The following is a 14,187-nucleotide window of genomic DNA, read 5'->3' as shown; positions in this document are numbered from 1 at the left end:
CGCCTTGAGGATGCCGCGAAAGCCGTGCCGGATATGGCTGGCCAGCGCTTACCGCGCCCCGGTATTGCCGATAACCCTCCCCCCCAAGGGTGTGGGGGAGTCGAGCTGCGTGGCTGTACGTATGCTCCTCTAGACATGCAGCGCCCATATGTTGCACGGGCGTTCTGTACCTAAGGGTTGAACAACGCTACGCAGGAGACCACATGAAGTTGAGGATTACCGGAGCCGCAGCACTTCTCGCGTTCGCGGCATCCGCGCACGCGCAGTCATCGGTGACGCTCTATGGCGCAGTTGACTCGGGCCTGCTCTGGCAGAACACTTCGGCAGCAAACTTTCTGCCGAATGCAAAAGCAAACCCGAACCTGGGCCACGTGTTCCAGTTCAAGGACGGCGGTGTCTATGCGAGCATCTTCGGGTTGAGGGGCACGGAAGACATCGGCGCCGGCTACAAGGTCAACTTCAAGCTCCAGGGCACGTTTAACAGCGGCAACGGCAAGTCCGGGCTGGCCAGCTCGCCGGGAGCAAGTTCGATGTTCACGCAGGTCACGACGGTCGGCGTGTCGGGGCCGTTCGGCCGGATCGATGTCGGTCGCCAGTTCGCGCCAATGGCTTACGCGATGGCGGAAACGGATGTGCGCAACGCACAGTACTTCGGCAGCGTCCTGACCGCATGGTTGACCATGAACACGGCGGCTGGCTGGCCAGGCACGAGCACGAACGGCCAGATCGGCGCACTTTATGACGACAATGCGATCGTGTATAACTCGCCGTCTTTCCATGGTCTGTCGGCCGCGCTCCAGTACGCACCGGGCGGTACGCCGGGCGCGTTCCAAGGCGGCACGCGCGAATCCGCCGTGCTCAAGTACTCGAACTTCGGTCTGAATGCCGATGCAGTCTACTACAACGGCCATGACGCCAACCCTTATCTTGGCGCCAGTCCCACCCCGCTCCATCCGGCGACCGGCCTCAACAACAACCGCTTCGTGTACCTGGGCGCGAAGTACACGTGGCGCGGCCTGTCCGTGTCCGGCTCGTGGAGCAACGGGCGCAACCCGGCAGCTCCAAACGGGAATCCCGCGATTGGCGCGATCTCGGGCGACTTCGACATGTTGACGGGCGGTATCGGGTATCGCTTTAGCCCCTCGTTCGACATCACGTCGGGCGTCTACTACGTGAAGGACGAAAAGCACAACCAGAACCAGTCGACCCTGTACGTGCTGGGCGGCAACTACAACCTTTCCAAGAGGACGTCGCTTTACGCTCAGGTAGGCTACGTCTCCAACCGCGGCGCGATGAACCAGGAGATTACCTACGGCAGCCCGGTGGCAGTGGGGAAGAACACCGCCGCAGGCAACGTGGGGATCCGCCACTCCTTCTGATTTTGGAACCGGGTTCGCGAGCCGTCTGCTCGCGAACCTCGGTGCTGTCTTCCGTCTCCATCCGAAGCCGCCCGCGCGCGCGAGGCGGCTTTGCTCTTTCCGGACTGACTTACAAGGGGCACTAACGTCCGACACGGGGCACTCTTGGCCAAGCGGCCGGCGCCACATAGATCGCCTGCGAAGCCAAGCGGCTCCGCGCGTAAAATTTGACCGCCTGCGTGGGTCCGGGCAAGATAATGGGCTTGCATCCCGCAACCTTGCGTTTCATCCATTTCTGAATGACATCATGTCGATCATCGAGTCCGGACCTCACGAATCCCTGACCTACCGAATAAAGGCGTTAAACAAAATCGCCGATCGCATGAGCGCCGAATTATCCCGAGAGAAACTTGGCGTGCCCTATCCGGAGGCAAGCATCATCGGCGTGCTCGGTACGTTCGGCCCGCAGACCATCAGGGATATTTCCCGCCGCGCCAATCTGGACAAGAGTCAGGCGAGTCGCACAGTTGATGCCCTGCTCGCCAAGGGGTTTCTCGGGCGCACGGCCAGCGACCAGGATGGACGCAGCGTGATCATTTCGCTGACATCCGACGGACGCAAAATCTTCAAAAAGGTTGCCCCCACGATTGATCGGCGGGACACAGAGCTCTACCAGTGTCTCAGCGAGCCGGAAAGCGAGGCGCTGCGTTACCTGCTGGACAAGATTCTCGCGGCCCACGGATGGGAGGCCATCTGATTTCAGGCGGCCCGCGTATTGCTCGTAGGCTGCCGGCTCAAGGCTGCTTTATCAATCAACCATTCACCGACGCCTGAGCGGCCACATACCGGGCCGGGCGCGCCGGGAGCCAAATAAATCGCGCGGCCCCCACTCCCAAGTTCCGCGCCCGGATACACGGATGGTGAGAAGTCGCCGGGGCCGAGTCCTCATGGGCTGGCGACAGCAAGCTTACATGCCGCCGAATGGTTTGCGCACCGTAAGCTTGTTGGCCACCGAAGTGACTCCTGGAACACCCTTCGCGATTTCCGCGACCTTGTCGACCTGGGAAGCCTCCGTGACGGTGCCATTCAGCGTCACTGCGCCGTCTTTTGCCGTAACACTGATATTTCCGGCGCTGATCTCCTTGTGCTTCCCGATCGCGGCATAAATCTTCCGGCGAAGGGCACGATTCGCTTTTCTTCCGGTGGCCGGCGCCGCGGTGCCCGACGCCGCCATCGCCGACGCGCTCGCCGCACTGGCCGTTTCGCCGTTTTGGGCCCATGTGGTGATGGACGTTGCAACCATCAATGTTCCGACAGCCATCCTGAATGTCTTGTTGTTCTGCATCAATTGCTCCAGTTGTGGAGGGGTGGTGGAATCAGAAGGTGTGGCGGATGCCGATCATGGCTGCCGTGGTAGATACGCCCGGCGCTACGAGGGCACCATGGATGATCGTCTGGTTCAAGCTGTTACTCTTCGCCGGGTTCTTGCCGATGCTGTACAAACCGGATATCGAAAATCGGTCAATCGTGTACAGCGCACCGAAATAGATGAAGCGATTGTTGGCAAGACCCGTTGCGGACACAGCCGGAGCGGCGGGATAGGTCAGCGGGAACGGATTGGTGTCATGCCCGTTGTAATACACGGCCGACAGATTCAGACCGTAGTTCGAGAACTTGAGAACCGCCGACTCGCGCGTGCCGCCCTGGAACTGGCCCGCGACCCCGCCCGGCGCGTACTCGAGCGCAAGCGACGTCCCATAGAATTTCGGCGAATTGTAGACCAGCGCATTGCTGTCATAAAGGGCGCCGATCGGGGTGTTCGTGCTGGTGCCGGGCCATCCGGCCGCCTGATTCATGCCCAGCCACGCAGTCAGGATACTGCCGAAATACTGGGCGCCACGCACGTCAGTCTCCGCCATCGCGTAGATCATCGGGGTGATCCGCCGGCCGGCGTCGAACGTGCCGAACGGACCGGATGCCCCGATCGTCGCGAACTGGTTGAAAATCGCGGTCGTGCCCTGGGTGTCGGCCAGGCCAAACTTGCCGTTCATGGTGTTGAACGTGCCCTGCAGCTTGAAGTTGATCTTGTAGCCGCCGCCGACCTCTTCGCTTCCCTTGAGGCCCCAGTAGCTGGAAATGATGCCGCCGTCCTTGAGTTGATAGACGTGCCCCAAGTTCGGCGCGCCGCCGTGCTGCTCAACTTCGATTTCGTGCCTTCTCCTCCGGGTGGCGCGGCGGGGTGGACCCGGCGGCTTTCGTGATTGTTGCTCGAAGCAAGCCATGTTGCTGCCGGGTCGGCGTGTCAGGCCGACAGGTAGTAGTCCCGATACTGGTCCCGCAACTGGTTCTTGAGGACCTTGCCGGTCGCGCCCAGCGGAACTGACTCGACGAACACCACCGCGTCGGGTGTCCACCATTTCGCAACGCGGCCGTCGAAGAACGCGAGCATCTCGCCGCCGCCCAGAGCACTGCCGGGCTTCTTCACGATTAACAGTAGCGGCCGTTCGTCCCACTTTGGATGCCGCGCGGCGATGCACACCGCAGTGGCAACTTCCGGATGCAGGCAGGCGACATTCTCGATGTCGGTGGAACTTATCCATTCGCCGCCAGACTTGATGACGTCCTTGCTGCGGTCGGTGATCTGCATGAAGCCGTCTGGATCGATCTTTGCCACGTCGCCGGTCGGGAACCAGCCGTCGCGCAGCGGCGACGCGTCGCCGTCGCCGGCGCCGAAATACTGCCGCGTGACCCACTGGCCGCGCACCAGCAGGTCGCCGGCCGCGTGGCCGTCCCACGGCAGCGCTTCGCCGTCCGGGCCGACGATCTTCATGTCGATGCCGAACACCGAGCGTCCCTGCTTCGCCTGAACCGTGTAGCGCTCCTCGGTGGACAACGACAACTGATGCGGCTTAAAACTGCAAACCGTGCCCACCGGGCTCAATTCCGTCATGCCCCATGCGTGTAGTACGTCGACCTGATAACGCTCCTGAAACTGCGCGGTCATCGCCGTCGGACAAGGGGCGCCGCCGATAATCGTGCGCCGCATCGACGCGAAGGTCTCCTGCCGCTCGCCGACGTGCGTGAGCAGGCCTTGCCAGACCGTCGGGACGCCCGCGGACAGGGTGACCTGTTCCGCCTCGATCAGTTCGTAAAGCGACTTGCCGTCCAGCGCCGGACCCGGGAACACCAGCTTCGCGCCGACCATGCAGGCGATGTATGGCAACCCCCACGCGTTCACATGGAACATCGGCACGACAGGCAGGATCACGTCGCGTGCCGAACAGTTGAGCGAGTCGGGCAGCGCCGCCGCGTACGTGTGCAGGAGGGTCGAGCGGTGGCTGTACAGCACACCCTTCGGATTGCCGGTGGTGCCCGACGTGTAGCACAGCGATGACGCGCTGTTTTCATCGAGCAGCGGCCATTCGAAAACGTCGTCGTGCAGCTCGAGCAGATCCTCGTAGCACATCAGCATGCCGGTCAGGTCGTTCGCTTGCGGCATGTGCGCGCGATCAGTCATCGCCACGAATACCTTGGGGCTTTTAACGCGCGGCGCAACGCTCTCGATCAGCGGCAGAAACGTCGCGTCAAAGAATACGACGCGATCTTCCGCATGCTCAATGATGTACGCGAGCTGGTCGACGTGCAGTCGGGGGTTGAGCGTATGCAGCACGGACCCGGATCCCGACACGGCGAAGTACAACTCCATGTGCCGGTAACCGTTCCACGCCAGCGTCCCTACCCGCTCGCCCGGCTTGACGCCGAGGCCTTCCAGGACGTTTGCCATGCGGCGCGCGCGTTGCGCAAGATCCCGATACCGATACCGGTGAATGTCCCCTTCGACACGTCGAGACACGATTTCTTGTCCGCCGTGATGGCGTTCAGCGTGCGCGAGCAGCGAAGCGACCAGTAACGGTTGCTGCATCATCAAACCTTGCATCCCTTTCTCCTGAATAGTTGTATGGTCCCGCGCCTGGATGACGTCGTCGCACCCTCATGCATGTGTCGGACTGGCGGCGGGCCCGTCGAGACTCACGACCAGTTGTCCGTCAACGGCCCGGACCGGGAAAGTCGTCAGGCTCAGGCCGCCCGCCCCCGCCATGGATCCCGTGCGCAAGTCAAAGCGCAGGCCGTGCGCCGGACAGCGCAGCATGCATCCCTCCAGTTGACCGCTCGCGAGCGACGCACCGTTGTGGGGACACGAGTTATCAATTGCGTGGATCGCGCCGGCGATGTTGAACAGGACAATGCTGCGGCCATCGATGAAGGCCAGCTTGCGTTGCCCTGGTGCGAGTTCATCGACCGTTCCAACCGATATCTGACGTGACACTCTGCGTTCCTTTAGTCTCGGACCGCCAGCACCATGGCTTCGAAGATCGCGTCGGGAGAATGGGCTCCCGAAAGCGCGTAGCCGGCGTTGAACACAAAGTGCGGAACGCCGTTCACGCGATGGCTGGAGTGCAACATGTGCCGGCCCGATTCGGCCAGATGATCTGTCAGGCCTGCGTAGTCCAGACCGCACTCGAGTCCGAGCTGCTCAAGGATCCGCGGCTCACCAATGTTCTCGCCTTCCATGAAGTAGGCGGTGAACATGCGATCGATCAATGAGGCTAGTTGGGCCTCGCTGCCGCGGCTGGCTGCATAAGCAACGAGCTGGTGCGCGGCAGCGGTGTTGGGCAGCACGCCGATCCGGTCGAACGCAAATTCGACGCCGGCGTGGTAGCCTGCGCGCTGCACCTGCGCGCGCCTTGCCGCCACCGCCTCGGGACTACCCAGGCGATCAAGATAGAACGCCTGGTAATCCTTGCCATTGAGCGGCGTATCGGGAAGGAGTTGATGGGAGCGCCACAGCACCGCCAGCGGCACATCGGGCCGCAACCCGGCAAAGCGGCGCACGGCCGCGTCCATATTGCGTTTGCCGATCAGACACCACGGGCAGATGAAATCGAAGAACACCTCGATCGTCATGGGGGGACGCTCGGCCGTCTCAATGCCTGGCTGGGTGGCGCGCTTCGGGTCAGATGAGTTCATGGATCAGGCTCTCTGCCATCGGCCATTCACCAAAGCCCGCGGCGGGGTTGAGGTGACCCACTTCGCCGAGGTCGACGAGGCGGCTGCCCCAGTCTTTTGCCATCGCGGACACCCGCTCGAACTGCGCGAGCGGATCGTTGCGACTGGCGCCGACGATGCTCGGGAACGGCAGCGGTTTGCGCGGGATCGACTGCCAGCCGTTCTGGGCCAGCGCATCGATGGCCGGATAGCCGGCCGGCAGCGGCGTCTCGAGGTCGGCCGGAGCGGCAAGCAGCGCGCCGTGAATCTTGCGGCTGTGCTGCTGCGCCCAATGCACCGCAATCATCACGCCCGCGCTGTGCGCGACCAGGATAACCGGGCCGTCGATTTTCGCGAGGGCCGCGTCGAGCGCCGCAACGCGGGCCGCGCAACTGAGCTTGTCGTGCTCGAGCGGCGGCACCGAGAGCGCCTTGGGCAACTTCTGCTCCAACAGGGTTTGCCAGTGTTCCGCGACGTGGTCGCGCAAGCCGGGCACCATCAGAATGGTCGGTTTCAATTCGTAATTCATGGGAAGCTACCTGCTAGTTCAGTACGGCTTGTCGCCGATGATGCCGGCGCGTTCCATTTTGCGATGGCACGGCGGGTAGTCCATCACCGCGTAGTGCTGCGTGCTGCGGTTGTCCCAGATCGCCACGCTATTGGGCTGCCAGCGCCAGCGCACCTGGTACTCGGGGATGTACGCCTGGCTGATCAGATAGCGCAGCAGATCGCCCGCGCCCGGATTCGCGTCCTGCCCGAAGCGCACTCGCTCCGGCGTATGAAAGTTCGTGAAATGGCTCGTGAAAGCGCTCACGAACAGCACCTTCTCCTCCGTTTCCGGATGCGTGCGCACGACCGGATGCTCCGCGTCCGGAAATTGCGCCTTCAGCGCGAGACGCTTTTCGATCGGCATCGCGGCACCGAAGCTCGCCTCGATGCTGTGGCGCGCGCGCAGGTCCGCGATCTGAGCCTTCACGTACGCCGGCAGCTTCTCGTAGGCGAGGACCATGTTCGCCCACATCGTGTCGCCGCCGACGGGCGGACACTCGACGCAGCGCAGCACGGCACCGAACTGCGGCGCTTCGCGCCAGGTGGCGTCGGCATGCCACGCGTTTTCGTAACGGTCGTTGGGCTGATCCGGGGTCTTGTAGATACGCACGAGGCCCGGATTTTCCGGATCGCTGCCCGCGACCGGATGGTCTTCCAGTTCGCCGAAGCGGCGCGCAAATGCCACGTGTTCGGCGCGCGAGATGTCCTGGTCGCGGAGAAACAGCACCCGGTGCTTCAGCAGCGCCGAGCGGATTTGGGCAAACAGGCCATCGTCGTAGATGGCGTGGGCGAGATTCACCCCTATCAGTTCGGCGCCGATCGAGCACGTCAGTTGTTCGACTCGCATGGCTAGCTCCTCAAATGACGAAGACCGACGAACCCGTCGTCTTGCGGGATTCCAGGTCCAGGTGGGCTTGCGCTGCATCCTCGAGCGCGTAGCGCTGATTCAGCTCGATCTTGATGCGTCCCGAGGCGATGTGCCCGAAAATTTCACCGGCGAGCTCGTTCTTCTCGGCGGGGTCGGCAATGTAGTCGGCCAGCGCCGGGCGGGTCAGGTGGAGCGAGCCCTTCATCGCCAGAATCTGCGGATTGAACGGCGGAATCGGGCCCGAAGCGGTGCCGACGCAGACCATCAGGCCGCGGCGCTTGAGCGAATCGAGCGACCCTTCGAAGGTGTCCTTGCCGACGCTGTCGAACACCACGCTCACGCCGGCGCCGCTGGTCAGTTCGCGCACTCGCTTCGCGACGTCTTCCCGGCCGTAATAGATGATGTGGTCGCAGCCATGGGCGCGGGCCACCTCGCCCTTGGCTTCGGTCGAAACCGTGCCGATCACGGTGAGACCCAGCAGCTTCGCCCATTGCGACACGATCAGGCCCACACCGCCGGCGGCCGCATGCAGCAGGACGGTGTCACCCGCCTTGAAGTCGTAAATGCGGCGCATCAGATACGACGAGGTCAGGCCTCGCATGGTCATACCGGCAGCCGTCTCGCATGAGATCGCGTCGGGCAGCTTGATGAGTGGCGCGGCCGGGATCAGGCGTTCGGTGCTGTAGGCGCCAAGCGTATTGATGAAGCCGGTGTACGTCACACGATCGCCGACCGCGACGTTCGTTACATCGGCACCGACTGCCTCAACCACGCCTGCGGCCTCGACGCCCATGCCTGAAGGCAGCGGAACCGGGTAAAGGCCGCTGCGGAAATAGGTGTCGGCGAAATTCAGGCCTACGGCCTCCTGGCGCAAGCGCACCTCGCCGAGGCCGGGGTCGCCCACTTCAACGTCCTCATAGCGCAAGACTTCCGGACCACCGGTTTCATGAAAGCGTACTGCCTTTGCCACGCTGAATCTCCTATTCGTTACTCAAACTGCAAAATCGACTACGCCTGCGGCGGAAAATTTCGACCTACCGTAGGCGTCTTTGCCAGATCAGTGTTGTGTCTAAACAAGTTGCAATATCACGCAAATCCTTCAACGACCGGCGCCGTCGCGTGGTAAGCGAGCGAACGGCGCCGGAGGTGAGAGTTCCGCTCAGCGCACGGCCTGCTCACGCAGCGCGTTCAGGCGATCCAGGTCGACGGCATAGTTCCGCTTGCCGATGAAAAATGCGGTAGCCGCAATGAGGGGCGCAAACGGAACGAGTTGCAACGCGCCGAGCAGCCCGATCCGGTCGGCGACAATCCCCGTCAGGACGGCTGCGGGAGCCAGACCGAGAAAATTGTTCGCCAGCGTCAGGGTCGCAAACGCCGATGCGTGAATCGACGGCGGGGTGAGGTTAGCCACCATCGCACCCGACGGGCCGCTCGCGCCTGCGCTGAAGAACATGCCGGCGCCGATCACCACGAGCTGCAACGTACCCGCCGGCAGGCGGAAACCGATCGCGAGCAGCGTGAAGCAGGTCACACAGTAAGCGATCGCGGCGGCCCACTTCTTTTCTCGCGAGTTCTTGCTGAGGCGGTCGGCAAGGTTTCCACATACCACCATGCCAACGCCCGTCACCAGCACAAACGCTGCAGCGGCCATCGCAGCCTTGCCGGTGGCCATGCCGTAATAGCGATTCAGGAAGCTCGGCATCCACGCCCACACTGCCGCGGGAACAAGCAGATGGATACCGCTGCCGACATAGGCACACACGACAGACTTCGTCGAGAAAAGCCCCTTCATCAGCGTCTTGAAACTCATGCGTACGCCGAACCCTGTTGCCTGCGCGCCCACGGTTTCCGACTTCAGCGGTGCGAGCCGTTTTTCAGTGACGACAATCCGGTAGACGATGACCAGGATCATCCCCAATGCCGCCATGGCACCGAAGGCCGGGCGCCAGCCCAAATGAGCCGCGACCCCGCCGCCGACAGCCATGCCCGTCACCGAGCCGAACGCCCCGCCCGCCATGAAGGTGCCCGTGAGCGTGGAGCGCAGACGTGCCGGGAAGATGCTCAGGACAAGCGCGAGACCGACGCTGCCATACGCGGCTTCGCCGATGCCGACGAAAGCGCGCGCGAGCAGCATTTCACCGTAGTTGCTCGAGAGCGAGCACCCCAGTGTCGCGAGACTCCACAGAGCGGCCATCAGCACGATGCTCTTCACCCGGCCCCAGCGATCGGCGAGCACCGACAGCGGGAAAGTCAGGACGCCGACCATCAGCGCGACCACACTGCTAAGCGAACCCAGCTGTGTGTCGGAAAGGTTCCATGTGGCCTTCAACAGCGGAAACACCGCATTCAACACCTGCCGCGACATGTAGTCGGAGAGCAGCAACCCGACCGTCAACGCAAACACGACCCACGCATAGGTGGGCACGTCCGATTGTGCTGCTGAAACGCCGCCCGCGGTGGGCTCGGCATGTTGCATGAGCATGGTTTGTCTCCTTCCCGTCTATCTCGTTTGCAGCCGTCTTTGCCCGTCAGGGCAAAGGGACCGATTATGGATGCCCCGTTACCCTCCCCGGCGCTTGCCGAGGAGTCCTCCCTTTGAAACCCGGTATCCGCTGAAGCGGTCGGCCGGGTTCCAATCCGTCACGCCGCGCGCAGCGGCAGGTTCTTCACGCCGGTCTTGCGGTTCGGCGCCATGCCGTTGGCGGCCAGCGTCTCTTCGACCGTCTCGTACTGCACGCCGATGCGATAGATCTCGCGTGCTTCCTTGCCGCTGGCGATCTCGCGGCCGAGTTCACGCGCAACGCGCACGCACTGCTCGATCTGCTGCACCGACGAGAAGCGCTTGCCGTGCTGGTCGATGATCGTGTCCTCGATGCCGCAGCGCGGATGCAGGCCCATCGACATGGCCATCATGTTGAACGGCAGCACGTTCTTCAGCAGCGACTCGGCGGTGAGCGTGCAGCCATCCGGCGCGCGATGCACGAAGTTGAAGAAGTTGAATGGATTGGGGCCGTCGAAGCCGCCACCGATACCGATCCATGTCAGGTTCAGCGGGCCCTTGTACACGCCCTTGCGCACGAGGCGCTCGAGCGTTTCGAGCGCGTGGATGCCCGTGAGCTGGAAGTGCGGCTGGATGCCCGAAGCCTGCAGGCGGCGCAGGTGTTCCTCGACCCAGGCGGGGCCAGCCGGCACCGTCATTTCACTATAGGCGGCCATGAACGCGGGATTGGAAAGCGAGGTGCCTGCCAGATACTCCGGATAGAGCAGCTCCATGATGTTCATCTGCGTGGTGTTGATCGCGACCGTCACCTGATCGGGCTTCGGATCGAGATCGGCCAGCATATGGCGCGTATCGTCGGACAGCCACTTCGCGGCTTGTCCGTCGTCTTCCGGTGCGAACGAGATCGAGCCACCGACCTGAATGATCATGTCGGGCACTGCCGCGCGCACACCCGCGATCAGTTCATTGAACTTCGACAGGCGCTTCGAGCCCTTGCCGTCCAGTTCGCGCACGTGCAGGTGCAGGACCGTGGCGCCGGCGTTATAGCAATCGACGGCCTTCTGGATCTGCTCGTCCATCGTCACGGGGATGTCTTCCGGGAAGTCCTCGGGCATCCATTCCGGGCCGTACGGCGCTGTGGTGATGACTACCTTGTCGTGATTCTCAGGGTGCAGCGAATCGTCGAGAAATTGCATCTTTTATCTCCAGATATGGGTGACTGGCTTGCCGTGCCGCGACAGATCGCGCGTAAGCTGGTCGGAACATAACGAACCTTCCTGACGGCACGATACGGCAATCGCGGGTTACACTTTTATGAATAGACGCCATCGTTTTAGCGGTCCATGCCACTCGGTGTTAACGCCAGTGTTTGCGCGGAGCGGGCATGCCATGACCGGGAGTGAGGCGCAGCTTGTCGGAAGCGGAGGGGAAAGCGATGGAAACGATGCTGCGGTCGGTAGCGATGAGCGGGTACTTCGACGTGATGCGGCGGCTCGGGCTGAACCCGGTCGAGCTCGCGCAGCAGGTGGGGATCGACGCCGCGGCTCTAGCCAATCCGGACGATCGCGTTCCGGCCGCCGCCTGCTGCCGCCTGATGGAACTCTCGGCCGAAAAGGGGGCGTGCCCGACTCTTGCACTGCAAATGGCTGAAACCCGGCAGAAGTTCGGTACCGGCATGGTCAATGTCCTGCTCGCGCATAAGCGCACGCTGCGCGAGGTGCTGCTCGCCGCAGCCGAATATCGGCACCTGCTCAACGAGGCGCTGGCCGTCTACGTCGAGGACGCAGGCCAAACGGTCACCATTCGCGAGGAACTCGTCGTTGAACCTGGCACGCCGACGAGACAGGCGATAGAACTTGCGCTCGGTGTCCTCGCGCGACATTCGAGCGCCCTTCTCGGCAACTACTGGAAACCACGCGCAGTCCATTTCACTCACGCAAGACCCGCAGACCTGACATTTCATCGACGCTTCTTCGGCTGTCCGCTGGAGTTCAGCAGTGATTTCAACGGGTTCGTATGCGCTGCCGCCGATCTCGACTACCCAAATCCGGCCGCTGACCCGGAACTGGTGCGCTATGCCGAAAGCCTCGCCGCTCCGCTGAACATGACGGGTGCGCATTCAGCGGCGCTGGAAGTGCGCAAGGCAATCTATCTGCTGCTGCCACTCGAGCAGGCCACAACTGAGCTCGTCGCCCGCCATCTGGGTCAGAGCGTACGCACGATGCAGCGCCAACTGAAATCGGACAATACAAGCTTCTCCGAACTGGTCGAGGAAGTCCGGCGCGAACTTGCCGTGCGTTACATGAGCAATCCGCGCTATCCAATCGGACGGGTCGCGACCCTGTTGGGTTACACGCAACAGGGATCGTTTACGAACTGGTTCTTTTCACGATTCAGCATGACGCCGCGTGACTGGCGGAGCAGTCAATCATCGAAATGAATGGCGCGGTGCGAGCCGTCCATGCGTGAGTTGCAGCGTTTGATCTGGAATCGCCCGCGCCGGCTTCCAGACGGTTGCGACCGTTGCGCCGGGCGAGATACATCGCGCGATCGGCGCCATAAAGCGGGGAACGCGCCGATGTTCCTATGCGCTACGAGGATGGCGGGCTCGTGCTGTCGCCCTTGCCGCGTGGCCTACCAACGATGTACGGGAAACACTCGCCTGCTACGGCTCCGCATCTGGCCGTCGTACAGCGATGCGAGGAAACCGGACGAATTTACGCGCACTCGGGCGGGACATCGTGTGCGGTGCGGGGACGACGGTACGATCGCCAGCAAAGTACGCTTCCAATCAACGGGAGAGGGCCGCGGCCTCCGGGAATGGAGGCGAACCTAGCGCGACGCGGTACCTTTTGCTTTGCTGCCGCCCTTTGCTGCGACCTTTCGCGGCGCGATCTTCTCGGGAGCTCTGCGAGCCGCCCTGGTTGCGGCTTTTTTGGCGGGCTTTGAGTGCGTAACGAGGGTTTCGCCCTTCTCGATGAGAAACACTGAGCGGTCTTTTGCATCCTTGATCCAGGCCGGCGGCCGCGCAACGCCGCTCCAGGTAGCACCGGTCTTGGGATCAAAATATTTGGGCGCCAGCTTTCCCTGGGCTGGTGGGGCAATCGGTGTCGGCGACTTGCGTCGGAAATCGATGCCGGCGTCCAGGAGCATTCTGACGGCTGGAGACTCGTCGGAGGCGCTAGTCGCGGCCGACGCCTCCTTTTGGGCACCTTTTGCCACGCCATCATTCTTTGCCAGCGTACCGACGCGTCCGGCTGGGACCAGGCCGCGTAGCTCGTCGGCCGTAATGTCGAAACGCGCCATCTCCGCGAGAATTCTCTTGATGGCGTCATTGCGCTCATCAATGCGCGCTTCCTGTGCTTCCTGTTGCAATTCCAGAATCTGTGCCTGAATCTCTTCGTAAGACCTTTTTGCCATGGCGCTACTCCTCGTTGGCTTTATGTGGCGGAATTATAAGTCTCCGCCGCGGAGTCGGCGCACCATGGGCTTCGCCTGGAGAAGCTTTCGAGAGCGGGGCGAGATTACGCGGCAGGGCCGCCGACGAGATCGTTGAGTGCGTGAGATTCGAATAGTGGTCGACACCCGCTCGGGAGGGAGCGTGCACCGGTGTATTGGCCAGAGCTTTCGGAGTCGACCGGACTTTCGACGTCGCAACCAGGCGTCCCCGCGTTGCTGATGCTGTCGCTCGTCCGCCGAGCCTAATGCCGATGATATTGTTTGACCTGCACCATCCTGCAGGACCGGTAATACGTCTTACACGTCGCCCGATTTTTACACACCTATAATTGGACAGCGGCGAACGTCTACAAAATCTATGCATATCGTTGTTTTATCATCGTTTCTGGATGCGTTCATAACCTGGT

General features: G+C 62.4%; 14 protein-coding genes. 3 read left to right on the top strand and 11 right to left on the bottom strand.

Annotation, left to right across the window (positions count from 1 at the left end; translation table 11 throughout):
- The first annotated feature begins 203 nt into the window (after nt 1–203).
- Nucleotides 204–1,379 (top strand): porin, encoded by a 1,176-nt coding sequence (locus OKW38_RS00985; RefSeq protein WP_090811406.1) that lies wholly within the window; start codon nt 204–206, stop codon nt 1,377–1,379.
- Nucleotides 1,380–1,665: 286 nt separating this feature from the next.
- Complete coding sequence (locus OKW38_RS00980) at nt 1,666–2,115, top strand: MarR family winged helix-turn-helix transcriptional regulator (RefSeq protein ID WP_090811408.1); 450 nt, start codon at nt 1,666–1,668, stop codon at nt 2,113–2,115.
- Between the two features lie 210 nt (nt 2,116–2,325).
- On the opposite strand, the gene OKW38_RS00975 is transcribed toward OKW38_RS00980, so the two are convergent.
- The 10 genes from OKW38_RS00975 to OKW38_RS00930 form a co-directional block, all read right to left on the bottom strand.
- The gene (locus OKW38_RS00975) at nt 2,326–2,703 is read right to left on the bottom strand and encodes a BON domain-containing protein (RefSeq protein WP_090811410.1); all 378 of its coding nucleotides are present in this window, start codon (nt 2,701–2,703) and stop codon (nt 2,326–2,328) included.
- A 31-nt stretch (nt 2,704–2,734) separates the two neighbouring features.
- On the bottom strand, nt 2,735–3,640 hold the full coding sequence (locus OKW38_RS00970; RefSeq protein ID WP_429359578.1) for a porin: 906 nt from the start codon (nt 3,638–3,640) through the stop codon (nt 2,735–2,737).
- A gap of 20 nt (nt 3,641–3,660) precedes the next feature.
- Entirely contained in the window at nt 3,661–5,295 is a 1,635-nt protein-coding gene (locus tag OKW38_RS00965; protein ID WP_090811414.1) for a 3-(methylthio)propionyl-CoA ligase, read from the bottom strand.
- Nucleotides 5,296–5,349: 54 nt separating this feature from the next.
- Nucleotides 5,350–5,685: a Rieske (2Fe-2S) protein gene (locus OKW38_RS00960; protein WP_090811416.1), complete on the bottom strand. Its 336-nt coding sequence runs from the start codon at nt 5,683–5,685 to the stop codon at nt 5,350–5,352.
- A gap of 11 nt (nt 5,686–5,696) precedes the next feature.
- The gene (locus OKW38_RS00955; RefSeq protein ID WP_090811418.1) at nt 5,697–6,386 is read right to left on the bottom strand and encodes a DsbA family oxidoreductase; all 690 of its coding nucleotides are present in this window, start codon (nt 6,384–6,386) and stop codon (nt 5,697–5,699) included.
- Complete coding sequence (locus OKW38_RS00950; protein WP_090811420.1) at nt 6,373–6,933, bottom strand: RBBP9/YdeN family alpha/beta hydrolase; 561 nt, start codon at nt 6,931–6,933, stop codon at nt 6,373–6,375. The genes OKW38_RS00955 and OKW38_RS00950 overlap by 14 nt, the downstream gene beginning before the upstream one ends.
- Nucleotides 6,934–6,951: 18 nt before the next feature.
- A complete protein-coding gene (locus tag OKW38_RS00945) occupies nt 6,952–7,800 on the bottom strand; it encodes a TauD/TfdA dioxygenase family protein (protein WP_429359576.1) in 849 nt (282 codons plus the stop codon).
- Between the two features lie 10 nt (nt 7,801–7,810).
- Complete coding sequence (locus OKW38_RS00940; protein ID WP_090811423.1) at nt 7,811–8,791, bottom strand: quinone oxidoreductase family protein; 981 nt, start codon at nt 8,789–8,791, stop codon at nt 7,811–7,813.
- Nucleotides 8,792–8,980: 189 nt separating this feature from the next.
- Entirely contained in the window at nt 8,981–10,303 is a 1,323-nt protein-coding gene (locus tag OKW38_RS00935; RefSeq protein WP_090811425.1) for an MFS transporter, read from the bottom strand.
- A gap of 158 nt (nt 10,304–10,461) precedes the next feature.
- Nucleotides 10,462–11,517: a 3-keto-5-aminohexanoate cleavage protein gene (locus OKW38_RS00930; RefSeq protein WP_090811427.1), complete on the bottom strand. Its 1,056-nt coding sequence runs from the start codon at nt 11,515–11,517 to the stop codon at nt 10,462–10,464.
- A 239-nt stretch (nt 11,518–11,756) separates the two neighbouring features.
- Here OKW38_RS00930 and OKW38_RS00925 point away from each other — a divergent pair, with 239 nt between their 5' ends.
- Nucleotides 11,757–12,761: an AraC family transcriptional regulator gene (locus OKW38_RS00925; protein WP_090811429.1), complete on the top strand. Its 1,005-nt coding sequence runs from the start codon at nt 11,757–11,759 to the stop codon at nt 12,759–12,761.
- Between the two features lie 392 nt (nt 12,762–13,153).
- Here OKW38_RS00925 and OKW38_RS00920 read toward each other — a convergent pair whose 3' ends face one another.
- Nucleotides 13,154–13,741, bottom strand: a complete 588-nt coding sequence (locus OKW38_RS00920; protein ID WP_429359574.1) for an H-NS family nucleoid-associated regulatory protein — start codon at nt 13,739–13,741, stop codon at nt 13,154–13,156.
- Between the last annotated feature and the right edge of the window lie 446 nt (nt 13,742–14,187).

This window comes from Paraburkholderia sp. MM5496-R1, assembly GCF_050436205.1.
Lineage (GTDB): Bacteria > Pseudomonadota > Gammaproteobacteria > Burkholderiales > Burkholderiaceae > Paraburkholderia > Paraburkholderia tuberum.
This window is presented reverse-complemented; position numbering and strand designations above follow the sequence as displayed.